Origin of the sequence: Duganella lactea (assembly GCF_009857505.1) — a bacterium.
Classification (GTDB): domain Bacteria; phylum Pseudomonadota; class Gammaproteobacteria; order Burkholderiales; family Burkholderiaceae_D; genus Rugamonas; species Rugamonas lactea.
Genome location: NZ_WWCP01000027.1, coordinates 16678 through 43045, shown reverse-complemented (window position 1 = coordinate 43045; position 26368 = coordinate 16678). Strand labels below are relative to the sequence as shown.

Sequence of the window (26368 nt, the reverse complement as noted above, 5' to 3'; positions counted from 1 at the left end):
CAGTATGACCACTCTGCAAAGCTTTATCGCCGGACGCTGGATCGGCAGCGAGGCCGCCGCGCCGCTGCACAGCGCCTTGACCGGCGCCGTCATCCACCACACGCACGCCGACCGGATCGACTTCGACGAGGCCACCACTTACGCCCGCAAGACCGGCATCCCGGCGCTGATGCAACTGAACTTTCAGCAGCGCGCGCAGCGTCTGAAGGCGCTCGCGCTCTATCTGCTGAACCGCAAGGAGGAGCTGTACGCCATCTCCCACCAGACCGGCGCCACCCGCGCCGACAGCTGGGTCGACATTGAAGGCGGCACCGGCACGCTGTTCGCCTACGCCAGCATGGGCAGCCGCGAGCTGCCGTCGTCCAACGTGCTGCACGAAGGCCCGGCCATGGCGCTGGGGAAGAACGGCGGCTTCGCCGGCACCCACATCCTGGTGCCGCGCGGCGGGCTGGCGGTGCACATCAACGCCTTCAACTTCCCGATCTGGGGTTTGCTGGAAAAATTCGCGCCGAGCTTTCTGGCCGCCATGCCGTGCATCGGCAAGCCGGCCACCGCCACCAGCTATCTGACCGAAGCGCTGGTGCGCATGATGCACGAATCCGGCCTGCTGCCGCAAGGCGCGCTGCAACTGGTGATCGGCGGCACCGGCGATCTGCTGGACCGCCTGAACGGCGCGGACGTCGTCACCTTCACCGGTTCCGCCGACACGGCGGCCAGGCTGCGCGTCAACCGCAACCTGATCGCCAATTCGGTGCCGTTCACCGCCGAAGCGGACTCGCTCAACTGCGCCATCCTGGCGCCGGACGTCACGCCCGACGACGTGGAGTTCGACCTGTTCGTCAAAGAGGTGGCGCGCGAAATGACCGGCAAGGCGGGGCAGAAATGCACCGCGATCCGCCGCATCATCGTGCCGGAAAAGATGGTGGACGCGGTCGGCACGCGGCTGCGCGAGCGGCTGGCGAAAGTCAGCGTCGGCGATCCGTCGGTGGAGGGCGTGCGCATGGGCGCGCTGGCCTCGCGCGACCAGCAGCGCGATGTCGCCGAACGCGTCGAACAACTCGCGCGTGGCAACGAAGTGCTGTTCGGCGCCGGCGACGGCTTCAAGCCGGTGGGCGAGGGCGTGGCCGACGGCGCCTTCTTCGCGCCGACGCTGCTGCTGTGCCGCGACGGCCAGCGCAACGACGCGGTACACGACGTCGAGGCGTTTGGCCCGGTCAGCACCATCATCAGCTACAACGGCATCGACGAGGCGCTGGCGCTGGCCGCGCGCGGCAAGGGTTCGCTGGTATCGACGCTGGTGACGAAGGAACCGGCCATCGCCGCCTACGCGGTGCCGATGGCGGCCGCCTCGCACGGCCGGGTGCTGGTGCTGGAGCGCGAGGCGGCGGTGGACTCCACCGGCCACGGCTCGCCGCTGCCGCAACTGAAGCACGGCGGGCCGGGACGCGCCGGCGGCGGCGAGGAGCTGGGCGGCATCCGCGCGGTACGCCACTTCCTGCAACGGGCGGCGCTGCAAGGCTCGCCGACGATGCTGGCGGCGGTCACCGGCGAATACGTGCGCGGCGCGGCGGTGCAAGAGAGCGACGTGCACCCGTTCCGCAAACATTTCGAGGATCTGGCGATCGGCGACTCGCTGCTGACGCACCGCCGCACCGTCAGCGAGGCCGACATCGTCAACTTCGGCGGCGTCTCGGGCGACTACTTCTACATGCACTTCGACGAGGTGGCGGCGAAAGACACGCAATTTGGCCAGCGCATCGCGCACGGCTACTTCGTGCTGTCGGCGGCGGCCGGGCTGTTCGTATCGCCGGCGCCGGGGCCGGTGCTGGCCAACTACGGCCTGGATAATCTGCGCTTCATCACGCCGGTGGCGATCGGCGACACCATCCGCGCGCGCCTGACCTGCAAGCGCAAGGTCGACCGCAACCGCACCGACGACAAAGGCGTCGGCCAGGGCGTGGTCGCCTGGGAAGTGCAGATCACCAACCAGCGCGACGAACTGGTCGCTAGTTACGACATCCTGACGCTGGTGATGAAGCGGACATAAAACCCGGTGTCAGGTCTGACAATCGCACACGGGCTCAACTGCGTAGCAGTTGAGCCCGTGTGCGATTGTCAGACCTGACACCGGGTTTTGACGCTGGGGGCTTAGCGCTTGAGGCCGAACGGGTCGTCGATGCTGTGGGCCGGTTCGGTGAACCATTTGGGACCTTGCGCCGTCATGTAGAAGTGGTCTTCGTGGCGCACGCCGAATTCGCCGGGAATGCAGATCATCGGTTCGTTGGAGAAGCACATGCCGACGTCCAGCGGGGTGCTGTCGCCGCCCACCAGGTAGGGCCATTCGTGGATGTCGAGGCCGATGCCGTGGCCGGTGCGGTGCGGCAGGCCGGGCAGCTTGTAGCCGGGGCCGAAGCCGTCCTCCTCCAGCGCGCGCCGGGCGGCGGCGTCCACCTGCTCGCACGGCACGCCCAGTTGCGCGGCGGCGAAGGCGGCGGCCTGCGCTTTCTTTTCGCTGTTCCAGACAGAGCGCTGGCGCTCGCTGATCGGGCCGTAGACGTAAGTGCGGGTGATGTCGGAGATGTAGTTGTGCAGCTTGCAGCCGGTGTCGATCAGCACCGTGTCGCCGGCCTTGAGCGTCTGCACGTAGCTGACGCCGTGCGGGTAGGCGGTGGCTTCGCCGAACAGCACGATGACGAAATACGAGCCGGCCGCCGCGCCGACCTTGCGGTGCGCGCGGTCGATGAAGTCTTCCACTTCCTTGGTGGTGATGCCTTCGCGCAGCATGCTGGCGGTGGCGATGTGCACCGCCAGCGTCATGTCCTTGGCGCGCTGCATCAGGGCGATTTCGGCGGCCGATTTGCGTGTGCGGCAGTGCGCGGTCACCGCGCGCGCGTTCTCCAGCGCGTAGCCGTCCGCCAGCGGACGGATGCCGTCGTAGATGAAGAAGGCGGCGCTTTCGCAGATGCCGACGCGCGGCGGTTGTGCGGCATTCGGCGCGATACCCATGCGTTTGAGCACAGCGATGAACAGCGCGTACGGGCTTTCGTGTTCATCCCAGCAGTTGACGTCGCCATCGACCAGCATGAAGTCTTTGAGCGTGCTTTCCTCGAACGCCGGCGCGATGTATTCGACCGCGCCTTGCGCCGGCAGAATGGCGCCGACCATGCGTTCGCTGGCGTGCCATTTGGTGCCGGTGAAGTAGGTCAGGTTGGCGCCGGCGTTGATGTAGATCGCGGCGATGCCCTGCGCCCGCATATGGGCCTGCGCGCGGGCGATGCGCGCCAGGTGTTCGTCCTTGCCGATAGGGATCGCGCCCGCCGTCATGTCGGACAGTGTGGCCAGTGCTTGTTCTATGGTCTTTCCGCCAATAGTCATTTTTATATCCTGATGGTGTGCATAGCCTTCGATGATAGCAGGTCATCGGCTGGTCATACGCGAATGCTACATTGCCGTCTCGTTTTTCTTCCCCCTTTCAGGATGTTGCCATGTCGCTCAAAAAATTGTTGATCCCTTCCGCCATCGCCATCGCGCTGGTCGTCGTTGCCTGCGGCGGCGATAACGATCCGGTGAGCAGCGTGCCACCGCTGCCGGCGGGCCGCTGGATCGCCGGTGATCTGCACACCCACACCACGCAGTCGGCCGACGCTGACGTCAGCCAGACGCTGGACAAGATTCTCAGCAAGGCGTTCACCAGCTATGGCCTGGACTGGATGGCGGTGAGCAACCACCTGCGCGTCTCGACCCGCGACGAAAAAGGCACGCTGCTGCCGGCGCAGATTCCGATGTCGCTGGGCATGGAGCGCTATGAGCTGCCGCGCGTGCAGGCGCTGCAGGCGGCGGGCACGTATGCCGACAAGCTGATTTTCTCCGGCTTCGAGTGGGACATGCCGACGCATGACCATATCGGCATCGGCCTGTTTGACGGCGCCAACACGAGCGTCAAGGGTGTCAAGGAGTTCGAGTATCTGTTCACCACGCGCGACCCGGCGATGTTCGATGCGGCCGACGTGACGGCGTGGAAGGCGAAGTACGGCGAGACGCGCTACAACAAGAGCGCCGCCGATGCGCTGCAGGCGATCAGCTGGCTGAAGACCAATTATCCTGACAGCAGCTATGCGGTGATCAATCACCCGTCGCGCAACAAGGGCAGCTACAGCATCGCCGACTTCCGCGCCTTCAACGATCTGGCGCCGGACATCGTGTTTGCCATCGAAGGCATGGTCGGCAATCAGATGGAGCCGGACCGTGGCGGTTACACCGCTGCCTACACCGACGACAATGCGCTGCTGCGCGTGTATGGCGGTGTCGATTATGTGGTGGCCAAGTTGGGTGGCCCGTGGGACGCGCTGCTGGGCGAGGGCCGTCGTATCTGGAACCTGACCGACTCGGACACCCACTTCAAGATCGTTGGCCGTAACAGCAGCGGCTATCTCCCCGGCGAGTATGCGAAGAACTATGTGTTCAACAGCAGCACCGGCAAGCCGGCCACCCGTGACTTGCTGCTTGGTCTGCGCTCGGGCAAGATGTTCTCGGTCTATGGCGATTTGATCAACGCGCTCGATTTCAACCTGGCCAGCAAGGATGATCGCAAGGAGATGGGCGGCGAGCTGAAAGTGGCCAGCGGCGACAAGGTGACCATCACCATGCGCTTCAAGTCGCCGGCCAAAAACAATTACGAGAAGCCGGTCGACAGCGGCACGGCGGCCAACGTCAAGCCGGTGGTCGATCACGTCGATCTGATCGCCGGCGATGTCGGCACCAAGGCGCAGCCGGGCAGCGCGGCCTACAACGTCGCCACCAACGCCAGCACGCGCGTGGTCAAGCGCTTCACGGCGGCTGACTGGAAGGTCGATGCGGATGGCTATTCCAGCGTGACCTTCGAGACCACGGCGACCAGGAACCAGTACTTCCGCCTGCGCGGCACCAATCTGGGCACCGATGTCGCCGGCCTGACGGCCAACGGCGAGCCGCTGGCCGACCAGCGCACCAGCACCACCGACGACACGCAACGCTTCAACGCGATCAACGACCGCAATTACGGCAGCCTGTGGTTCTATTCGAACCCGGTGTTCGTGTCGCTGCGCTAGTCACTTGGTCAGCAGGCTGACTTTGTCGAGCACAAAGGAGGTCTGCTTGCTGCGGTCTTCGCGCATGGCGAAGGATAGCGTCACGCTCTGGCCCCGGTAGGCCAGCAGGTCGAAGCCGCGCAGTTGGTAGCCGGTGGCCGGCGTCAGGTTGGTGTAGATGGCCAGCGTGGCCGCCGCGCCGCTGGCGGGGCGCAGCGACACGGTCAGCGTGTCGTAGACGGTGTTGCTGGTTTCGGCGGTGTCGAGGTGCAGCGCGAAGCTCAGTTGCGCGCTGGTGGCGCCGGCCGGGATTTGTACTTGCTGCGTCAGCGTCTCGCTGCCGCGGCGGCCATTGCCGCCCAGCCAGGCGACGCGCGCCCCCTCGTAGGGCGCCTGCCCGCTGTGGGCGCTGATCACGCCGGTGCTGCCGCTCCAGCCGCTGACGCCGTCCTCGAAGCCGCCATTGCGCACGCGCTCGACGGCCTCGCCGCCGTCACCGCCGCCGCCCGCCTCGTCGATGTCGGCGCCGACGTTGATCGCCGCGTAGGCGCGCTGCACGGCGATGGCCTCCGGCGCGCCGGCGCCGTACAGTTCCTGCGCCGCCTGCAGCACTTTGCCGCGGGCGTCGGCGTAGTTGGTGGCGGCGGTGAATTTGGTGGTCAGCGCCTTGAACCAGATGCGGTAGGCCTTGTCGTTGCCGATGCCGGTCATCGCCAGCGGCGCGCGCGTCAGGTAGGGGCTGTGGTATTCGCTGGCCGGATCGGCCTTGGAACCCTGCGACAGGAAGTAGAACATGCGGTTGTTGGGGCCGCTGGAGTAGTGGACGTCCAGGTTCTTCAGGTCGGCGCTCCACGCGTCCGGGCTGTTGCCGTCCTTGCTCGGCTTGTACATCCAGCGCAGCGGCTGGCCGCTGCGGCTGATTTCCTTGCCCATCATCCAGTCGTTGCCGGTCGCCGGCAGCTGCGCGCCGGTGCCGCCGGCGCGCGCGTAGGCCTTGACCATTTCGCCGCCGATGTCGGAGTGCGATTCGTTCAGGCCGCCCGATTCGCCGGCGTAGATCAGGTCGGCCGTGGCGGCGGTGACGCCGTGCGACATCTCGTGGCCGATGACGTCGATCGCGCCCAGGCTGGTGAAGCTGTTGCCGTCGCCGATGTACATGCACTTGCAGCTGTCGTCGTAGAAGGCGTTGTCGTAGGCGGTGCCGACGTGGGCGGCGATGTAGGTGGCGGTGTTGTTGCCGTCCAGCGCTTGCCAGCCGAGCACGTTCTTGTGGGCGTCGTAGGTGTTCATCAGGCCCCACAGCGCGTTGACGGCGGCGGTCTGGCCGTTGGCGTCGGTGGTGCTGCCGCCGTTGTATTGCTGGCCGTCGCCCCAGGTGTTGCCGGTGTGGCTGTAGACGGCGCCGGGGTCGGGGTTGTTGGGCGAGCTGTGGTTGGCGTTGGTGATGGCCATGGCGCCGAACTTGCCGCCGCTGCCGCGCGCCGGGTCGCGCATCTGGAAGCCGCCGGCGGTCGCCGTGGTGCTGATCGGCACCACGCCGTTGTACTGGCTGTGGCCGCTGCCGATGACGGTTTGCAGCGCCGGCCATTTGGCGATGATGGCGCCGCTGCGGGCGTCGACCACCACGTCGTAGTAGATCACCTTGCCGTCGCGCGCCAGGCGTAGTTGCACCAGGTAGGCCAGTTCGTAGCGTTGCACCACCTCTTCGAGGTCGAGCGCGTTCAGTTGCGCGGCCGGCTGGTTGACGGCGGCGGCGGTGCGCACCGTCTGCATCACCGGGTAGATCAGCAGCTCGGCGCTGGCCGGCCAGCGGTGGCTGGCGCCGGGGGCGACGTTTTGCACCGCCAGGGCGATGGCCTCGTCGCCGCTCAGGGCCGGCGTCAGGTCGGCCGGCGGCGTCGCGGCGGCGGGCGCCACGATGCCGCCGGGTGCGCTGGCCTGCGGCGCCAGGCCGGGGCGGCGGTCGGCGCTGGAGACGCTGACGATGTCGCCGGCGGCGTTGGTCACCACCACCGCCTCGGAGCCGAACACGCGCAGGTTCTTGTAGGTGTGCTGGGCGCGGGTGATTTTTTGTCCGACCACGCCGGGGTGCTGGCTGCCGAGGCGAAAGCCGTAGTCGGTGGTCAGGCCGGCGCGGGCGTCGAGCGCGGTCAGGCGGGCCACCAGGCCGGCGCCTTCCTGCGGTGTGGCGATGGCGACCGGGGCGGACATCAGTTGCGGCGCGGCGCCGTCCGGCTGGGCGGCGTGGACGAGGCCGAGGCCGAGCGCGAGGCTGGCGGCGAGCAGCGGTGTGCGTGGGTTCATGTCATCCTCCTGTGGTAGAGGAGTTCACGCTAAACGCTGCGGCCGGCGCGGTGCTGTGCCAGATCAATAAGCGGGCAGATCGGCCTGTGCATGGGTCCCGGCACAGGCCGGGAGCCATGGCACGCCGGCGTGTTACGTCAGTTGCGCACGCACGCGGGCGATCGCCAGCCTTACCTGGTTCGGCGCGGTGCCGCCGACGTGATCGCGCGCGGCCACCGAGCCCTCCAGCGTCAGCACGGCGAACACGTCGTCCTCGATCAGCGGCGAGTAGGCGCGCAGTTGTTCCAGCGACATCTCGGCCAGGTCGATTTTCAGCGCGTCGCAGGCGCGCACCGCGTGCGCCACGGCCTCGTGGGCGTCGCGGAACGGCAGGCCCTTCTTGACCAGATAGTCGGCCAGGTCGGTGGCGGTGGCGTAGCCCTGCAGCGCGGCGGCGCGCATATTGTCCGGCTTGACCGTGATGCCGCCGGCCATGTCGGCGAAGATGCGCAGCGTGTCGACCAGCGTGTCGACCGTGTCGAACAGCGGCTCCTTGTCTTCCTGGTTGTCCTTGTTGTAGGCCAGCGGCTGGCCCTTCATCAAGGTGAGCAGGCCCATCAGGTGACCGAACACGCGGCCGGTCTTGCCGCGCGCCAGTTCCGGCACGTCCGGATTTTTCTTTTGCGGCATGATCGACGAGCCGGTGCAGAAGCGGTCGGCGATGTCGATGAAGCCCACGCGCGGGCTCATCCAGATGATCAGCTCTTCCGACATGCGCGAGATGTGCATCATGATCAGCGAGGCGGCGGCGGTGAACTCGATCGCGAAGTCGCGGTCGGACACGGCGTCCAGCGAGTTGTGGCAGACGTCGTCGAAGCCCAGCGTCCTGGCCACGCGCGCGCGGTCGATCGGGAAGGTGGTGCCGGCCAGCGCGGCCGCGCCCAGCGGCAGACGGTTGACGCGCTTGCGGGCGTCGGCCATGCGCTCGGCGTCGCGGCCGAACATTTCGACGTAGGCCAGCATGTGGTGGCCGAAGGTGATCGGCTGCGCCACCTGCATGTGGGTGAAGCCGGGCAGGATGGTGTCGGCGTTCTTCTCGGCCAGGTCGGTCAGCGCGGCGCGCAGCGCGTTGAGCAGCTGCAGCACGTCGTCGATGGCGCTGCGCACGTACAGGCGGATGTCGGTGGCCACCTGGTCGTTGCGCGAGCGGCCGGTGTGCAGGCGCTTGCCGGCGTCGCCGACCAGCTCGGTCAGGCGTTTTTCGATGTTCAGGTGGACGTCTTCCAGGTCGAGCAGCCATTCGAACTGGCCGGCGTCGATTTCGGCGCCGATCTGCGCCATGCCGCGTTCGATTTCGGCGCGGTCGGCGGCCGAGATGATGCCTTGCGCGGCCAGCATCTCGGCGTGCGCCAGCGAGCCCTGGATGTCGGCCTTGGCCAGGCGCTTGTCGAAGAACACCGAGGCGGTATAACGTTTGACGAGGTCGGAGACCGGTTCGCTGAAACGGGCCGACCAGGCTTCGGCTTTTTTGGAGAATTGTGCAGTCATAGTCAAATAGGGGAAGGTCGCTGAAGATCAACAGCGATTATAAACCGTCATCTGCCCTAAAATACGTCAAGCTTATCTTTATTGCCACGGAAAACATGACCATATTGCATATCAGCACCGATAAAGCCGCCCTGGACGTGGCCATGATCCACCAGTTCCTCAGCGAGCGCTCGACCTGGGCGCGCGGCATGCCGCTGACCACGTTGCAGCGGGCGATCGACCATTCGCTGTGTTTTGGCGCCTATCTGGATGGCCGGCAGGTCGGATTTGCGCGGGTGACGACCGACCGCGCCACCTTCGCTTACCTGGCCGATGTGTTTGTGCTGGAGGCGGCGCGCGGCAAGGGCGTGAGCAAGGCGCTGGTGGCGGCGGCGATGGCGCACCCGGACCTGCAGGGGCTGCGCCGCTTCATGCTGGCGACCAACGACGCGCACGCGCTGTACGCCCGTTACGGTTTCACGCCCCCGTTGCGTCCGGCGACGCTGATGGAGCGCTATTTCCCGGACGTTTATGTGAATGGATGATGGCCTGCAACCAGTCTGACTACTGCCAGTTCATCAGGCACGGCGGCACCAGCAGCGCCAGCGCCAGCACCGCGTAGATCAGTTGCAGCGGGATCATCCACTTGGCCCAGGTGATCCATGGAATCCGCGCCAGCGCCAGCACGCCGACCGTGATGCCCGAGGTCGGGATCATCGGCGTGGTGAACTCGCCGAACTGGAACGCCAGAATCGCCGTCTGCCGCGTCACGCCGACCAGATCGGCCAGCGGCGCCATGATCGGCATCGTCAGCGCCGCCTGCCCGCTGCCCGAGTGGATGAAGAAGTTGATCACCGTCTGGATGCCGAACATCTTCCACGCCGCGAACACCGGATGCGACGATTGCACCAGCGGCATCAGCTCGTGCAGCATGGTGTCGATGATGTGGGCGTCGCGCGCCAGCACCAGCGTGCCGCGCGCCAGCGCGATCACCAGCGCCGTGCCGACCAGATCGCGCGCGCCCTGCATGAAGCCCTCGACGATCTGGGTCGAATCCAAACGCCCGACCAGGCCGATGATGATCGCCATGCCGAGGAACAGCGCCGCGATCTCGTCGATGTACCACGCGTAGTGCACCACGCCGAACACCATCACCGCCAGCGACGCGGCGAACACCCACAGCACCGCCTTGTGGCGCCCGGTCATGCCGTGGAAGTCCTGCACGCCGCCCGCCGGCAAGTCCTTGCGCTTCTCCAGATCCAGCGCGTAGGTCGGGCTCAGCGTCGGATCGCGCTTGACGCGCGCCGCGTACCACATCAAAAACAGCACCGTCACGGTGGTGGCGATCGCCCACACGATCAGGCGGTAGCCCCAGCCGGAAAACACCGGCACGCCGGCGATGCCCTGGGCGATGCCGACGTTGAACGGATTCAGAAACGCCGCCGAGAAACCGACCTGCGAGCCGAGGAACGGAATCGACACCCCGGTCACCGTGTCATAGCCCAGCGCCAGCGCCAGCGGCACGAAAATCAGGATGAACGGAATCGCCTCCTCGTTCATGCCGAAGGTCGCGCCGCCGATCGAGAACATGGTGACGAATACCGGAATCAGCGCGCGCTGGATGAAGCGCGAACTGGCGTGCGCCCGCGCCAGCGACTTGATCATCGCGTCGATCGCCTCGGTTTTTTGCAGCACCGCGAAGGCGCCGCCGACGATCAGCACGAAGCCGATGATCTGGGCCGCCTCGACGAAGCCCTTGATCGGCGCCTTCATCAGCGCCACCAGCCCCTGCGGATTGCTGTCGACGTAGTGGAAGCTGTCCGGGTTGATCAGCTGCTTGCCGTTGACCAGATGCGTCTCGTACTTGCCGCCCGGGACCAGCCAGGTGGCCGCCGCGATCAGCGCCAGGATGATGAACAGCAGGACGAAGGTGTGCGGGAGTTTGAATTTTTTGGTCGTCATTTTGGTCATCATCATGCGCTTAGCAGGTCGCCTTCACGATAGGCCCGGGCGCCGGCCACCTTGCCGACGTTCATGCCGCGGATCACATGGCGGTGCGCGCTGCGGGCGAAGAACACGCCCTCGACCTCCGCGCGCAACACCGTGGTGGCGCCGCTGACCGGGTCGATCAGGTCGGCGATGGCGTCGCCGGCCGCCACCCGCTCGCCCAACGCGCGGGTGTAGACCAGGATGCCGGCGTGCGGCGCGTACAGCGGCTCGACGCCCTCCAGCGGGGTCGCCGCGCACAGCGGCGCCGGCAGCACGGCGGCGGCGGCCCGGGCGGCCGGATCGTCGGCGTGCAGCACGCCGTTCAGCGTCAGGAACTGCAGCAGGCCGGCGGCGTCCTGGCGCGCCAGCGCGTAACTGACCTCCTGCTCGCCGCGCAGTTCGACCGTGGTCGACAGGCAGGCCGGCGGAATCGGATAGCGGTGTTCGAAGTGGCGGTCCAGGTCCCACCACAGGCGGCTGCAGGCCTCGTCGAACGGTTCGCCGCCGGCCTCGTAGGCCAGCAAGGTGGCGTGCGAGCCGAGGATCGCCGACAGCGGTGCGATGGCCTCGGCCAGCGGCGTGCCGGCGTAGAGGTGCAGCACCGCCTCGTTGTCGCAATGCAGGTCGAGCACGATGTCGGCGTCGATCGCCAGCGTCATCAGGGTTTTCTTCAGCGTCTCGGCGTCGGTGGCCGGCTGCCAGTCGGCGATGGCGGCGCGCGCGTGCTGGCGGATCAGCGCCACGTTGGCGGCGGCGTCCGGCCCCAGCAGGCCCTCCAGCGAGGTCTTCAGCGCGTTGGCCACGTGCTTGTAGCCGCGGTTGAAGTTGACGCCGGTGGTCAGGTCGAAGCGGCCGAAGGCGGCGCCGTGCAGCGCCTGCGCCAGCCCGATCGGATTGGCGGCCGGCACCAGGATGATCTCGCCGCTGATCTTGCCGGCCGCCTCCAGCGCCAGCAGCTCCTGGCGCAGACACTGCGCCACCAGCATGCCGGGCACCTCGTCGGCGTGCAGCGAACCCTGGACATACACCTTCTTGCCGCCGCCGGGCGTGCCGAAATGGAAACTGGTCAGCGTGTAGGCGGCCGGGGCGCCGGCGACGGAAAGGGAATGGGTGATGGCGTGCATGGCAAGTCCGGAGGTCGGTGAAGGATTGAGTATGTCGCAGTATTTTCACAAAGTAAATCGCGCCGGGGTGAAACCCGGGTGGCTTTCTTGAGTTTTCGGCCACATGTGCGTACAGTTAGTTTAAATGAATTGTTTATAGATCGAATAGCGGGGAGAGAATATGCGTGCAGTACCCAACACCACCATGCGTCGCGCGGTGCGCCTGGCCCTGGCCGCCGGCGCCGTGTCCGGCCTGATCGGCAACGCCGCCGCCCAGAACGCCGACGGCGCTGCTTTGCCGGCGCCGCTGGCGCGGGTGGAAATCACCGGCTCGGCGATCAAGCGCATCGAGTCCGAAACCGCGCTGCCGGTGCAGATCATCACCCGCGAGGAGATCGACAAGGTCGGCGTGACCACCGCCGCCGAGATCCTGGCGCGGCTGTCGTCCAACGTCAACGGCCTGACCGACGCCGCCAGCATCACCGATGGCAAGGACCAGCGCGGCTTCAACAGCGCCAACCTGCGCGGCATCGGCACCTCGTCCACGCTGGTGCTGCTCAACGGCCGTCGCATGGCCAATTTCGCCTCGCCGGGCGACGACACCGGCGTCGACCTCAACAACATCCCGTCGGCCGCGCTGGCGCGCGTCGAAGTGCTGCTCGACGGCGCCTCGGCGCTGTACGGCACCGACGCCATCGGCGGCGTGATCAACTTCATCACCCGCAAGGACTTCCAGGGCGTCGAGCTGAACGTCTACGGCCTGAAGACGGAGGAGGGCGGCGCCGGCAAGCGCACCGCCAGCCTCAGCCTCGGCCACGGCGACCTCGCCAAGGACGGCTACAACGTGTTCGCGGTGGCCGACTTCCAGCGCACCGGCCGGCTGTCGAGCGCGCAGCGCGGCTTCATCGACGACCTGCACATCACCGAGCGCCTGCCGCACCTGCTGTCGGGCTTCACGTCGCCGGCCAATATCCGCCTGACCGGCGACCAGCGCGACTATCTGCAAGCGCAGGGCTTCACCATCAACGGCAAGCCGATCACCAACCGCCTGATCAACCTGTCGCAGCCGACCTGCTCGGCGCCGGCCAACGTCTACCTGCCCAACGGCATCGGCGGCGTCGACGCCTGCACCTACAACTACATGGGCGACACCGAGCTGTATCCGAAATCCGAGAAGGCCAATCTGCTGTCGCGCGGCGTGCTGCAGCTGGACGCCGAAAACCAGCTGTACGCCGAGGTCGCGCTGAGCCGCGCCAAGACCTGGTATGTGGCGTCGTCGGCGCGCACCACCGCCGCCATCGACTACCGCAAGATCCCGGCGCTGGCCGGCTACGACCTGGCCTCCGACGAGGCCGGCGGCGACGGCGAGATCGAGCTGCGCGTGCGGCTCAACGAGGCCGGCCGCCGCACCTCCGAGCTGATCAGCGAAAGCCAGCGCTATGTGGTCGGCTGGAGCGGCAGCCGCAACGGCTGGGACTATGACGTCGGCCTCAACCACAGCGTCAACGTGGTGCGCGACCGCGACACCCACGGCTACCTGCTGTACAACGAGCTGCAGGCCGGCATCGCCTCGGGCGTCATCAACCCGTTCGGCCCGTCCAGCCAGGCCGGCCGCGATCTGATCAACAGCATCCAGGTCAACGACGAGGTGCGCCACGCGCGCGGCACCATGGACTCGGTCGACTTCAAGGTCTCGCACGCGGTCGGCGCGCTGGCCGGCGGCGACGCCATGCTGGCCGTCGGCGGCGAGGCGCGCCGCGAGAAGACCGAATTCAACCCGTCGGCGCTGCTGATGAGCGACAACATCAACAACGACAGCGCGCCGGACGGCGGCCAGGCCACCAGCTACAGCCGCAAGATCCAGGCGGCGTACGGCGAGCTGCTGCTGCCGCTGACCAAGCAACTGGAAGCGCAGCTGTCGGCGCGCTACGACCACTACGAGGTGGTCGGCGGCGCCGCCAGCCCGAAACTGGGCCTGAGCTACATGCCGACCAAGACCATGCTGTTCCGCGCCTCGGCCGGCCGCGGCTTCCGCGCGCCATCGATGACCGACCTGTACCGCCCGACCCAGGTCAGCGCCACCGCCACGCTGCCGGACCCGGTCTACTGCGCCACGGTCGACAACAACTACGCCGACTGTGCCGACAACTGGGAAACCCACCGCCACTCGAACCCCAACCTGAAGCCGGAAAAGAGCCGCCAGTTCTCGCTCGGCATGGTGCTGCAGCCAAGCAAGCAGGTGCTGCTGTCGCTGGACTACTGGAACATCAAGCGCACCGACCTGATCGCCGAGGTCGGCGACGACGTCCTGCTGGCCAACCAGACCAAGTACGCCAACCTGATCCACCGCGATGAGGACGGCTACATCGACTACATCGACCTGTACAAGGAAAACCGCGGCGCCCAGAAGGCCGCCGGCCTCGACCTGACGATCGACTACAAGGGCGTGCAGACCTGGGCCGGCCGTTTCGGCGGCCGCCTCAGCGGCACCTATGTCACCGACTCCAAGATCCAGAACGAGAAGGGGGCCGCCTATGTCAGCAACCTGGGCCGCTTCGTCACCGACGGCGTGGTGCAGCGCTGGCGCCACACCATCACGCTGGACTGGGACAACGGCCCGTTCGCGGCCACCTTGTCGAACACCTTCTCCAGCGGCTACGAGGACCAGAACTCGGCGATCAACACCGACGACGGCACGGTGGTGGCGGCCAACCGTGTCAGCTCTTACTCGCTGTGGGATCTGACCGGCTCGTGGCAGGCCAGCAAGGCGCTCAAACTGCGCGCCGGCCTGCAGAACCTGTTCGACCGGGCGCCGCCGTTCTCCAATCAGGCCTATCATTTCATCTCCGGCTATGACCCGACCTATACCGATGTGCGTGGCCGTCGTTTGTTTGCTAGTGTAAATTACGCCTTCAAGTAATGCGCTTTTAAGCAATAGCTTGGTATCATCTGGCAATCAGTAGCAATTAGCAGTAATCAGCAACAACAAGCGGCGGTAACGCCCGGCGCCCGGCGCTAGCCCGGCGCCGGTTTTCATCGGAAGGGCAACATGAAATTAACTGGTTTTACGCTCCAGGGGCTGTGCATGCGTTGGTGCATGCTGTGGCTGCTGGCGCTGGCGGGCGCCGCGCAGGCCGCCGCGGCCACGCCGGTGCCCAAGGTCCAGGTGCCGGGCAAGACCAGCAAACCGGCCAAGGCCGTGCCGCCACCGAAGCCGGTGCTGGCGCCGCCGGCGGGCAATCTGGTCATCATCGGCGGCGGTCTGCGCACCGAGAACGCCGAGGTCTGGCAGCGCATCGTGCAACTGGCCGGCGGCAAGGGCGCGCGCATCGGCGTGTTCGGCGGCGCCTCGATCAACCCCGAGGCGGCGGCCCAGGCCACCGTCAACCGTCTCAATCAGTACGGTGCGCAGGCGTTCGCCATTCCGCTCGGCGTCACCTGGCCCAATAGCGACTACCGCAAGGCCGCCGAGGACCCGGAGACGGTGGCGATGATCCATTCGGCCACCGGGATCTACTTCACTGGCGGCGACCAGGCGCGCATCACGCGCGCGCTGGTGCGCCCGGACGGCAGCCACACGGCCGCGCTGGACGCGGTGTGGGACGTCTACCGCGACGGCGGCGTGGTGGCCGGCTCCAGCGCCGGCGCCGCCATCATGAGCACCACCATGTTCTACGACGCCAAGTCGACGCTGGACATGCTCAAGGCCGGCGTCAACGACGGCCACGAGATCGCGCCCGGCCTCGGCTTCATCGGCGAGGACGTGTTCATCGACCAGCACCTGCTGGTGCGCGGCCGCTTCGCGCGCATGATCCCGGTGATGCTGAAGAAGGGCTATCAGATCGGCCTCGGCATCGACGAGAACACCGCCATGGTGGTCAACGCCAAGCGCGACGTCGAGATCATCGGCTACAGCGGCGCGTTGCTGCTGGACCTGTCGGCGGCGATCACCGACCGCGGCATCAAGGGCTTCAACATCTCCAACGCCACCATCAGTTACCTCGATCGCGGCGACAAGTTCAATCTGGTCTCGCGCGAGTTCACGCCGTCGCCGGACAAGGCCGACAACAAGCTCGATCCGAACCAGCCGGACACGCGCGAGCCGGTCTATACCAACGATATCCTCGGCAACAACGCGGTGCTGGACCTGATGGTCAACCTGATCGACAATGCCCAGCAGGAGGCGATCGGCATCGCCTTCGGCAACCCGCGCGACTTCAACCCCGACCTGGGCTTCGAGTTCCGCTTCTCCAAGACCATCAACAGCGTCGGCTACGCCGGCACCGAGGTCGAGGCGTATTCGGTGCTCAAGCTGCGCATGGACATCCGGCCGATTCAGTTACAGCAGCCCTTATATCGTTACCGCTAGTCCGGCTTAAGGTATATTAACGGGACGGCGCCTCCAGCGAGGCGGCGTCCCGTTTTTCTTTGGAGAAGCCGATGCGCATGTTGTTCCGCTGCCTGTTCCCGCTGGTGCTGATGCTGGCCGTGCCGCCGGGCGCGGGTGCCGGCGCGGGTGCCGCCGCCGATGAGCCGCAAGGTTCGCTGGTGATCATCGGCGGCGGGCTGCGGCCGGACAACGACGCCGTCTGGCAACGCATCGTGCAACTGGCCGGCGGCCAGGGCGCGCGCATCGCCGTGTTCGCGTCGGCGGCGGCCGACCCGGCGCCGGTGGCCGCCGCCATCGTCGACTATTTGAAGCGCTACGGCGCCGACGCCTTCCAGGTGCCGCTGGCGGTCAAGCTGGCCGACAGCGACTTCCGTCAGGCCGCCGACGACCCGCTGCTGGCCGACGCCGTGCGCGGCGCCGGCGGCGTGTTCTTCTCCGGCGGCGACCAGGCGCGCATCACCCAGGCGCTGGTGCGCGCCGACGGCAGCCGCAGCGCCGTGCTGGAGGCGGTGTGGGACGTCTACCGCAAGGGCGGCGTGGTGGCCGGCAACAGCGCCGGCGCGGCGGTGATGAGCAGCACCATGTTCTACGCGCCCAAGACCGTGTTCGCCACCTTGCGCGGCGGCGTGCGCGACGGTGAGGAAATCGCCCCCGGCCTCGGCTTCATCGGCGACGACGTGTTTGTCGACCAGCACTTTCTGGTGCGCGGACGCTTCGCGCGGATGATTCCGGCGATGCTGACAAAGGGCTACAAGTACGGCCTGGGCATCGACGAAAACACCGCCATGGTGGTCGACCGCCGGCGCCGGGTGGAAATTGTCGGCAGCAAGGGCGCCTTGCTGGTCGACCTGTCGCGCGCCACCACCGACCCCGCCAGCGCCGGCTTCAACATCGCCAACGCGGTGATCAGCTATCTCGATAACGGCGACATCTACGACCTGACCACGCACGGTTTCACGCCGTCGAAGGCCAAGGCCGGGCGGCGGCTCAAGCCGCACAAGGATCTGGTGGCCGACCCGGTGTTCTCGCCCGACATCCTGGGCCGCAACGCGCTGGTGCAGCTGATGGAAAGCCTGATCAACAACCGCCGCAGCGAAGCGATCGGCATCGCCACCAGCGGCCGCGGCACGCCGCTGCCTGAGCTGGTGTTCCAGTTCACGCTGAGCAAAACGCGCGACAGCGTCGCCTACGCCTCGGTCGCGCCGCCGAGCTACTCCATCCTCAACCTGCGCCTCGACATCCGCCCGCTGGACCTCGGCCAAGCGCCGCGCCCCGAATAAGCACGGCGGTGACGCCACGCGTCCACCGCATTACAATACCGCACACTTTCCACCCCACCATCAGGACCCCCATGCTCCGCCGACTCGCCTCCCTGCTGGCGCTGTGCGCCATCAGCGCCACCGCGCTGGCCGCCCAACCCGCCACCATGCGCCTCGACTACCTCCACAGCGGCAACGCACTGGACGAACACTACGCCATCGACCGTGTGGTGATCGAACCGCTGCCGTGGCCCGGCAACCTGTCGCAAACCCTCGACCCCACCAACCGCGGCAACAACCTGGTCGAAGTGGTCGACGCCAAAACCGGCAAGCTGCTGTATTCGCGCGGCTTCTCCACCATCTTCGCCGAATGGCGCACCACCGACGAGGCCACGCGCGCCGACCGCGGCTTCCAGGAATCGGTGCGCTTCCCGCTGCCTGAGCAGCCGGTCAAGGTCCGCATCCTCAAGCGCGACGAGCGCAATCTGTTCTCGGTGGTGTGGACCACCAGCGTCGACCCCAACGCCATGGACGTGATCCGCAAGCAGCCGCCGGCGCCGGTCAAGCCGATCGGCATCCGCGTCAACGGCCCGTCGGAAGACAAGGTCGACCTGCTGATCGTCGGCGACGGCTACACCCAGGCCGACATGAAAAAATTCGAGGCCGACGCGCGTCGCCTGGCCGACCATCTGTTCGCCACCTCGCCGTTCAAGGAGCGCGCCAACGACTTCAACGTCTGGGCCATCGCCCGCCCGACCAGCGCATCGGGCGTCTCGCGCCCATCGACCGGCGTGCACAAGGAGTCGCCGCTGGGCACGCGCTACGACATCTTCGGCAGCGAGCGTTACGTGCTGACCACCGACAACCGCGCGCTGCGCGAACTGGCGCAATACGCGCCCTATGAATTCATCGAAATCCTGGTCAACAACGACACCTACGGCGGCGGCGGCATCTTCGGCCAGTTCAGCACGGCGGCGGCCGGCAACGACTGGGCCAACTACCTGTTCGTGCACGAATTCGGCCACCACTTCGCCGGCCTGGCCGACGAGTACTACACCTCGCCGGTGGCCTACGCCACCGGCGGCGAGCGCCGCGAACCATGGGAACCGAACGCCACCGCGCTGCGCGACCCGGCCCAACTGAAATGGAAAAAATTCATCAAGGAAGGCACGCCGCTGCCGACGCCGTGGCCGAAGGAAGCGTATGAAACCGCCTCGCGCGCGTACCAGAAAGAGCGCGCCGCGCTGCGCGCCAACCAGCGCCCGGAGTCCGAGATGAGCGCCTTGTTCCAGCGCGACCTGACGCAAAGCAGCGCGCTGTTCTCGCGTGACCCGCACGTGCACACGGTGGGCGCGTTCGAAGGCGCCAACTACGAAGCCACCGGTTACTACCGACCTGAAATGCAGTGCATCATGTTCGACCGCAGCGACAAATTCTGCTCGGTGTGCGCCGACGCGATCACCACCATCATCGACCTGTATTCCCGGCCAACAAGGTAATCAGGCAATTGAGTACGTTAGCGTACAGAGTGTGCGGCGGCGTGAGCATAAAGTGTGTCTCACGCACTCAACAACACCGAAAGGGAGAAAACCATGAGCAAAATCATCGCCACTCTGATCGCCGGCCTGTTCGCCACCGCCGCCTACGCACAAACCGCCGACGTCGCCAAGGCCCAGGTCGAAGCGAGCAAGGACATCGCCAAGGCCGAGCAGAAGGAAGCCAAGGCTGACGCCAAGGCCGACAAGAAAGCCAACAAAGCGATCGCCAAGGCCGACAAGGTGCACGAAGAGCAGCAAGCCAAGGTCACCGTGGAGCAAGCCAAGGCCAACGAAAAAGTCGCCAAGGCCGATCCTGAAGACAAGGCCAAGGCCGCCGCCAAGGGTGACAAAGAGGTTGCCAAAGCGGTAGAAAAAGCCGAGAAAAAATCGGTGAAAGCCGACGCCAAAGCGATCAAAGCCACGGTTGACGCCACCGAAGACAAAGCCCTGGCCGCCAACAAAACGGCCGCCGTCAAAGCCAAGGCCGACGCCGAAGTGAAAGAAGCCGCCGCCAAGCACTAAAAAACGGTGTCAGGTCTGACAAAAGCACACGGCCTCAACTGCGTAGCAGTTGAGGCCGTGTGCTTTTGTCAGACCTGACACCGTTTTTTTACACGATCGGGACCAGGCCGCTTGGTTTGATGCGCGTCGCCAGTTCCTTGCCTTTGCGCGCGCGCTTGCCGAAGTGGACCGCCAGCGCCGACGCCGACAGCTTCTCTTCCTGCGCCTTGCCGCCGCGGCCGATGCCGACCACGGTCACGCCTTTCTGGCTGATCGGCTTGGCCGCTATCAGGGTTTCCTTGTCGTTCAGCTCCATCAGGATCACGCCGCGGCCGCCGTTGGTCAGCACCTTCATTTCGTCCATGCCGAACACCAGCACCCGCGCGCCGGACGACAGCGTGGCGACCGCGCTGGCCGTGTCCGGGATCACGGTTGGCGGCAGCACGCTGTCGCCTTCGTCCAGCGTGAGGAAGGCCTTGCCGCTCTTGTTGCGGCTGACCATGTCGCCGGCCTTGCTTTCGAAGCCGAAGCCGGCGCTGGTGGCCAGCAGCAGGCGGGTGTTGCCGTTGCCGGCGAAGTAGTGCAGCAGGCGCGAGCCGGACGCCAGGTCGATCAAGGTCGTCACCGGGACACCGTCGCCACGCGCGTTCGGCAGGGCCGCCACCGGCACCGAGTAGATGCGGCCGTTGCTGCCGAAGGCCAGCAGGTGGTCGACCGTGCGGCATTCAAACGCGCCGTACAGCGTGTCGCCGGCCTTGAAGGTGAACTGCGTGGCGTCGTGGCCGATGCCGCCGCGCGCCCGTATCCAGCCTTTTTCCGAGATGATGACGGTCACCGGTTCGTCCACCACCTTCTGCTCGACCACGGCTTTTTGCGCCTCTTCGATCAGCGTGCGGCGGGCGTCGCCATACACCTTGGCGTCGCTCTCGATTTCCTTGATGATGGCGCGCTTCATCGATGCCGGGTTGTCCAGCAGATCCTGTAGCGTCTGGCGTTCCTTGCGCAGCTCGGCCAGTTCCTGTTCGATCTTGATCGCTTCCAGCCGCGCCAATTGGCGCAGGCGGATTTCCAGGATGTCCTCGGCCTGGGTCTCGGACAGCTTGAAGCGTTCGATCAGCGCCGCCTTCGGTTCGTCCGAGTTACGGATGATGTGGATCACTTCATCGATATTGAGCAGGATGGTCTGGCGGCCTTCCAGGATGTGGATGCGCGCGTCGACCTTGCCCAGCTTGAATTGCGTGCGGCGGGTCACGGTGGCGAAGCGGAACGTGATCCATTCCTGCAGGATGTCGGTCAGGCCCTTCTGGCGCGGCCGGCCATCGCCGCCGATCATCACCAGGTTGATCGAGGCCGACGATTCGAGCGAGGTGTGCGCCAACAGCAGCAGCATGAATTCGGTCTGGTCCTGGTTCTTCGATTTCGGCTCGAACACAAGGCGTACCGGCGCGGCGCGGCCGGATTCGTCGCGGATGGCGTCGAGCGAGTTGAGGATCAGCGATTTCAGCGCCAGCTGTTCCGGCGTCAGCGCTTTCTTGCCCAGCTTGACCTTCGGATTGGTCAGCTCTTCGATTTCCTCCAGCACTTTCTGCGACGAGGTGCCCGGCGGCAGTTCGGTCACCACCGCCTGCCACTGGCCGCGCGCCAGTTCTTCGATCTTCCAGCGCGCCCGCACCTTCATCGAGCCGCGACCGGTGGCGTACATGTCGGCGATCTGCTGCGCCGGCGTGATGATCTGGCCGCCGCCGGGGAAGTCGGGACCGGGGATCAGCGCCATCAGTTCTCTGTGGCTGATTTTCGGGTTCTTGATCATCGACACCGCCGCCTGCGCCACTTCGCCCAGGTTGTGCGACGGGATTTCGGTGGCCAGGCCGACCGCGATGCCGGAGGCGCCGTTCAGCAGCACCATCGGCAGCCGCGCCGGCAGCAGGCACGGTTCCTCGGTCGAGCCGTCGTAGTTGGCCTGGAAGTCGACCGTGCCCTGGTTGATTTCGTCCAGTAGCACCTTGGCGATCGGCGTCAGGCGCGCCTCGGTGTAACGCATCGCCGCCGCGCCGTCGCCGTCGCGCGAGCCGAAGTTGCCCTGGCCGTCGATCAGCGGGTAGCGCAGCGAGAAGTCCTGCGCCATGCGCACCATGGCGTCGTACACCGACTGGTCGCCGTGCGGGTGCAGCTTGCCCAGCACGTCGCCGACCACGGTGGCCGATTTGCGCGGCTTGGCGGCGCTGTTGAGGCCCATTTCGTTCATCGCGTACAGGATGCGGCGCTGCACTGGCTTCTGGCCGTCGCACACGTCCGGCAGTGCGCGGCCCTTGACCACCGAGATGGCGTAGTCGAGGTAGGCGCGCTCGGCGAAGGTGGACAGGGTCAGGGCGTCGCCGCCGTTGCCACCACCGCTGAACATGCCGCCGTCGCCGCCGCCACCACTGCCGCCGTTATGGCCGCCGCCGCCATCGCCATCGCCGCCGGCGTCGGTGTCGGTGTCGCCCTCGGCGAGGACAGGGGCTGGCTGGTCGTGGGCGGCCGCCGGTTGCGGCGCGAGCACGGGATGATCGGTGGCGCCGGGCTGTGGCGCTGGCGCGGCCTTGCTGTCGTCCGGCGCCGGTTCGTCAAAGAGATTTGCTTGAGTCATGATGTCTATGCTTGTGTAGTGCGCGTCAAATATCCGCGTCGGCTTCGTTGCCGTGTTCTTCGATCCAGGCGCGGCGCGCGGCCGCTTCGCCTTTGCCCATCAGCATGTTGAAGCGGGCGGCCGATTCATGCAGGCCGTAGCCGCCCAGCGCCACCGGCAGCAGGCGCCGCGTGTCCGGGTTCATCGTGGTTTCCCACAGCTGCTCGGCGTTCATCTCGCCCAGACCCTTGAAGCGCGAGATCGACCACGCGCCTTCCTTCAGGCCATCCTTGCGCAGCTTGTCCTCGATGGCGGTCAGCTCGCCGTCGTCGAGCGCGTACAGCTTCTGGATCGGCTTCTTGCCGCGCGCCGGCGCGTCCACCCGGTACAGCGGCGGACGGGCGATGCAAATATTGCCGTTGGCGATCAGGCCGGGGAAGTGGCGGAAGAACAGCGTCAGCAACAGCACCTGGATGTGCGAGCCGTCCACGTCCGCATCCGACAGGATGCAGATTTTGCCGTAGCGCAGGCCGGACAGGTCGGGCTGATCGTTCGGCGTGTGCGGGTCGACACCGATGGCGACCGAAATGTCGTGGATCTCGTTGTTGGCGAACAGCCGGTCCTTGTCGGTCTCCCACGAGTTCAGCACCTTGCCGCGCAGCGGCAGGATGGCCTGGAATTCCTTGTCGCGGCCCATCTTGGCCGAGCCGCCGGCCGAGTCGCCCTCGACCAGGAACAGTTCGGTGCGCTCGACATCGGTCGATTCGCAGTCGGTCAGCTTGCCCGGCAACACCGCCACGCCGGAGGATTTTTTCTTTTCCACTTTCTGCGCCGAGCGCAGGCGCGATTGCGCCTGCTTGATCACCAGCTCGGCCAGCTTCTTGCCGTAGTCGACGTGGTGGTTCAGCCACAGCTCCAGCGCCGGCTTGGAATAGGTCGACACCAGCCGCACCGCGTCGCGCGAGTTCAGGCGTTCCTTGATCTGGCCCTGGAACTGCGGGTCCAGCACCTTGGCCGACAGCACGAACGAGGCGCGCGCGAACACGTCCTCCGGCAGCAGCTTGACGCCCTTCGGCAGCAGCGAGTGCATTTCGACGAAGTTTTTCACCGCGCCGTACAGGCCGTCGCGCAGGCCCGATTCGTGGGTGCCGCCGTTTGGCGTCGGGATCAGGTTGACATACGATTCGCGCACGATCGCGCCTTGCTCGGTCCACGCCACCACCCACGACGCGCCTTCGCCTTCGGCGAAGCCTTCGGCGTCGGCGCCGGCGAACTGCTCGCCCTCGAACAGCGGGATCAGCGTCTCGCCGTCGGTGCTTTGCGCCAGCGCCTCGGTCAGGTAGCCGCGCAGGCCGTCGTTGTACCGCCAGGTCTGCGACTCGCCGCTCTTGGCGTTGTTCAGCGTGACCGTGACGCCTGGCAGCAGCACCGCCTTCGAGCGCAGCAGCCGTTGCAGCTCGGTTGGCGAGATCGCGGCGGAATCAAAATATTTGGCGTCCGGCCACACCGTGACTTTGGTGCCGGATTTTTTGCCGTCGCGCGGCGCCACCACGGAGGTCAGCGGCTCGGTGACGTCGCCGTGCTCGAATACCAGATGGTGCAGGCCGGTGCCGTTGGGCTCCTTGCGCCAGACGGTGATCTCCAGCCGCTTCGACAGCGCATTGGTGACCGACACGCCAACGCCGTGCAGGCCGCCGGAAAACGCGTAGGCGCCGCCGCTGCCCTTGTCGAACTTGCCGCCGGCGTGCAGCCGGGTGAAGACGATTTCCACCGTCGGCACGCCTTCCTCCGGGTGTAGGCCGACCGGGATGCCGCGGCCGTCATCCTCGACGGTGACGCTGCCGTCGGCGTTCTGCGTGACGATGATGTTGTTGCAATTGCCGCCCAGCGCTTCGTCGGCGGCGTTGTCGATCACTTCCTGGATGATGTGCAGCGGGTTCTCGGTGCGGGTATACATCCCCGGACGTTGCTTGACAGGTTCCAGTCCCTTCAGGACCCGGATGGATGATTCGCTATAGTCGGAAACGGGTTTTTTGGTGGCCATACGTGAGCAGCTTGTGTTTTTGATACTGGGTTTATGTACAGTTCGCAGATTGTTTGCGTATTCTATCCTCAACTGCGGTGGAAGGCGGCAAAAATTGCGCAGTGCGCAATTTATACACGATGTTTACAGGCCCAGCCTGTCTTTTTAGACCGTTTTTACGAAGTCATGGCTAAGCTTTCCTGTATCGAAACGTCCACCCGGAGGTCAGCCATGCCCGCCTTTTTCCCAACACCCGCCGCGTCGCACCGTTCCTCCCGGAGCGGCTTGACGCGTGCCCGCGTCCCGCGCCAGTGCCTGATGCAGCTGACGGTGGACACCACCGCGCTGAGCGAGTTGCGGGCGCTGGTGGCGCGCACCTGCGGTGATGCGCTGCAATTCATGCGGGTCGAGGCGTGTGACCACGGCGCCCGTGTGCGGGTTTGGCTATGCCTGTCCCGCACGTTGGCGGCGCAGGTGATGGAGGCGGTGATGCGCGCCTTGCCGGGGGCCGAGTTCGGCCGCCTGACGGCGCTGGCGCAGCGCTCGGCATGAGCGCCGAGATGGACGTGGACGTACCGTACCGCGAAGTTTTCAACCACTGATAGGAAGTTTTATGAAAAAGTTTGTACTTGCCGCCGCCATCGCCGCGGTTTTCGCCGCCCAGACCACTCATGCGCAGGAGGCTGCGCCGGCACCGGCACCGGCCGCCGAGCCGGAAAACGCGGTCAGCTTCAACGCGGCGGTGGTCAGCGATTACCGCTATCGCGGCATCTCGCAAACGCGCCTGCAACCGGCGTTGCAGGGCGGCGCCGACTACGTGAATAACCCGTCCGGCCTGTATGTTGGCGCCTGGGCGTCGACCATCACGTGGGTCAAGGATGCCGGCGGCGACGGCAACGTTGAGCTGGATCTGTATGCCGGCAAGCGCGGGCAACTGTCGACGGAGGTGTCGTATGACGTTGGCGTGCTGAGCTATGTGTATGCCGACAATAAACTGCCGGTCAGCGCCAACACCAGCGAGGTGTATGGCCAGCTGGGTTATGGCCCGGCGTATATCAAGTATTCGCTCGCGGTGACCAATCTGTTCGGCTTTGCCGACAGCAAGAACAGCGGCTATCTGGACATCGGCGCCAATATCGATGCGGGCGAGGGCCTGACCGTCAACCTGCATGCCGGCCGCCAGAACGTCAAGCACAATGACACCGCCTCCTACACCGACTGGAAGCTGGGCGTGAGCAAAGACTTCGGCGTGCTCACCGGCGCGCTGGCCTTGGTCGGCACCAATGCCAACGAGGCGGCCTATACCTCGGCCGCCAATGGCAAGTTCCTCGGCAAGAACGCCGTGCAGCTGATGATCAGCAAAGTCTTTTAAGCGTTAATTAAGCGTTAATTAAGCGTTAATTAAGCGTTAAGGCCGGCGCGCCAGGGCAAGGAACACCTCCCGGTAGAGGTGACGTACTTCTGGCGCGCACAGTTTGTGGTCCTGTTTGTAGGCTTGCGGTTCCAGCGCGCTGTGGCGGGAGTGGTAGGTGTCCTGGCCGTCTTCCAGCACCAGCGTGTCGGCCAGCCGGGCCTGCGGCAGCTGCGCCACGAACACCAGCACACAGCCGGCTTGATGCGCCGTCAGCGGCCGGCGGCCATGCGCCACCGCCACCAGTACCCGCGCCGCCGGGTTCCCACTCTGCATCACCTTCAAGCGCGCCAGCAGTTCGGCGCAGCCGTCGCGCTCCAGCGTTTCCGGGCGCAGCAGGGCGAGGATCACGCTCGCCCGCGCCGGTGCCGCATCCTGACCGCGCAGCGACAGGTCGATGACCAGATCATCGAACAACCGCGGATCGTAGGGGCCGGGATTGGGCGACACCAGCAGCACGCGCTTGCCGGCGGCCACGCGCAGCATGGCCAGGTCCTCGGCCAGATCGGCGACGGCGCTGTCGCCATCCACACCAGTCAGGGCGACGATCATAGGGCCCCCATGCAGTGTAAAGAACAGTGTAAAGAAGTCATGATATTCAAAAGTCGTTGCGATGAAACCAGCGTAGCCAAGGCGCTGTAAAAATGGCCTAAAGAGTCGCCCGCCGCGC

The 26368-nt window shown here is 66.1% G+C and carries 18 protein-coding genes; 10 read left to right on the top strand and 8 right to left on the bottom strand.

Going from position 1 to position 26368, the window contains the following annotated elements; genetic code table 11:
* The first annotated feature begins 4 nt into the window (after positions 1-4).
* Positions 5-2047, top strand: coding sequence for a phenylacetic acid degradation bifunctional protein PaaZ (paaZ, locus tag GTP44_RS19240; protein ID WP_161020689.1), 2043 nt, complete (start codon positions 5-7; stop codon positions 2045-2047).
* Positions 2048-2148: 101 nt separating this feature from the next.
* On the opposite strand, the gene GTP44_RS19235 is transcribed toward paaZ, so the two are convergent.
* The gene (locus GTP44_RS19235) at positions 2149-3375 is read right to left on the bottom strand and encodes a M24 family metallopeptidase (RefSeq protein ID WP_161020688.1); all 1227 of its coding nucleotides are present in this window, start codon (positions 3373-3375) and stop codon (positions 2149-2151) included.
* Positions 3376-3485: 110 nt separating this feature from the next.
* Here GTP44_RS19235 and GTP44_RS19230 point away from each other — a divergent pair, with 110 nt between their 5' ends.
* Positions 3486-5087 carry a CehA/McbA family metallohydrolase domain-containing protein gene (locus tag GTP44_RS19230; protein ID WP_161020687.1) on the top strand — a complete coding sequence of 534 codons (1602 nt, stop codon included), beginning with the start codon at positions 3486-3488 and terminating at the stop codon, positions 5085-5087.
* Here the strand turns inward: GTP44_RS19230 and GTP44_RS19225 are convergent, their stop codons facing one another.
* Positions 5088-7370: a M4 family metallopeptidase gene (locus tag GTP44_RS19225; protein WP_161020686.1), complete on the bottom strand. Its 2283-nt coding sequence runs from the start codon at positions 7368-7370 to the stop codon at positions 5088-5090. It abuts the gene before it with no gap.
* 132 nt (positions 7371-7502) lie between these two features.
* Positions 7503-8897 (bottom strand): argininosuccinate lyase, encoded by a 1395-nt coding sequence (argH, locus tag GTP44_RS19220; RefSeq protein ID WP_161020685.1) that lies wholly within the window; start codon positions 8895-8897, stop codon positions 7503-7505.
* Positions 8898-8992: 95 nt separating this feature from the next.
* Here argH and GTP44_RS19215 point away from each other — a divergent pair, with 95 nt between their 5' ends.
* On the top strand, positions 8993-9421 hold the full coding sequence (locus GTP44_RS19215) for a GNAT family N-acetyltransferase (RefSeq protein ID WP_161020684.1): 429 nt from the start codon (positions 8993-8995) through the stop codon (positions 9419-9421).
* 19 nt (positions 9422-9440) lie between these two features.
* Here the strand turns inward: GTP44_RS19215 and GTP44_RS19210 are convergent, their stop codons facing one another.
* Together GTP44_RS19210 and GTP44_RS19205 are read right to left on the bottom strand one after the other, a co-directional pair.
* Positions 9441-10838: a YfcC family protein gene (locus GTP44_RS19210; protein WP_229256339.1), complete on the bottom strand. Its 1398-nt coding sequence runs from the start codon at positions 10836-10838 to the stop codon at positions 9441-9443.
* Between the two features lie 11 nt (positions 10839-10849).
* The gene (locus GTP44_RS19205) at positions 10850-11989 is read right to left on the bottom strand and encodes a succinylglutamate desuccinylase/aspartoacylase family protein (RefSeq protein ID WP_161020683.1); all 1140 of its coding nucleotides are present in this window, start codon (positions 11987-11989) and stop codon (positions 10850-10852) included.
* A gap of 160 nt (positions 11990-12149) precedes the next feature.
* On the opposite strand from GTP44_RS19205, the gene GTP44_RS19200 reads away from it, so the two are divergent.
* From GTP44_RS19200 to GTP44_RS19180, 5 genes are all read left to right on the top strand, one after another.
* On the top strand, positions 12150-14888 hold the full coding sequence (locus tag GTP44_RS19200) for a TonB-dependent receptor (RefSeq protein ID WP_161020682.1): 2739 nt from the start codon (positions 12150-12152) through the stop codon (positions 14886-14888).
* Between the two features lie 165 nt (positions 14889-15053).
* On the top strand, positions 15054-16337 hold the full coding sequence (locus GTP44_RS19195) for a cyanophycinase (protein ID WP_229256340.1): 1284 nt from the start codon (positions 15054-15056) through the stop codon (positions 16335-16337).
* A 71-nt stretch (positions 16338-16408) separates the two neighbouring features.
* A complete protein-coding gene (locus tag GTP44_RS19190; RefSeq protein WP_161020681.1) occupies positions 16409-17638 on the top strand; it encodes a cyanophycinase in 1230 nt (409 codons plus the stop codon).
* A 71-nt stretch (positions 17639-17709) separates the two neighbouring features.
* Entirely contained in the window at positions 17710-19116 is a 1407-nt protein-coding gene (locus GTP44_RS19185) for an IgA Peptidase M64 (RefSeq protein WP_161020680.1), read from the top strand.
* A gap of 93 nt (positions 19117-19209) precedes the next feature.
* A complete protein-coding gene (locus GTP44_RS19180) occupies positions 19210-19677 on the top strand; it encodes a hypothetical protein (protein WP_160989307.1) in 468 nt (155 codons plus the stop codon).
* 88 nt (positions 19678-19765) lie between these two features.
* Here GTP44_RS19180 and parC read toward each other — a convergent pair whose 3' ends face one another.
* Together parC and GTP44_RS19170 are read right to left on the bottom strand one after the other, a co-directional pair.
* On the bottom strand, positions 19766-22057 hold the full coding sequence (gene parC / locus GTP44_RS19175; RefSeq protein WP_161020714.1) for a DNA topoisomerase IV subunit A: 2292 nt from the start codon (positions 22055-22057) through the stop codon (positions 19766-19768).
* Between the two features lie 253 nt (positions 22058-22310).
* The gene (locus GTP44_RS19170; protein ID WP_161020679.1) at positions 22311-24308 is read right to left on the bottom strand and encodes a DNA topoisomerase IV subunit B; all 1998 of its coding nucleotides are present in this window, start codon (positions 24306-24308) and stop codon (positions 22311-22313) included.
* 264 nt (positions 24309-24572) lie between these two features.
* Here GTP44_RS19170 and GTP44_RS19165 point away from each other — a divergent pair, with 264 nt between their 5' ends.
* Positions 24573-24839: a hypothetical protein gene (locus GTP44_RS19165; RefSeq protein ID WP_229256985.1), complete on the top strand. Its 267-nt coding sequence runs from the start codon at positions 24573-24575 to the stop codon at positions 24837-24839.
* Positions 24840-24900: 61 nt separating this feature from the next.
* Complete coding sequence (locus GTP44_RS19160; protein ID WP_161020677.1) at positions 24901-25659, top strand: TorF family putative porin; 759 nt, start codon at positions 24901-24903, stop codon at positions 25657-25659.
* Positions 25660-25695: 36 nt separating this feature from the next.
* Here GTP44_RS19160 and GTP44_RS19155 read toward each other — a convergent pair whose 3' ends face one another.
* A complete protein-coding gene (locus GTP44_RS19155) occupies positions 25696-26250 on the bottom strand; it encodes a hypothetical protein (protein WP_161020676.1) in 555 nt (184 codons plus the stop codon).
* Between the last annotated feature and the right edge of the window lie 118 nt (positions 26251-26368).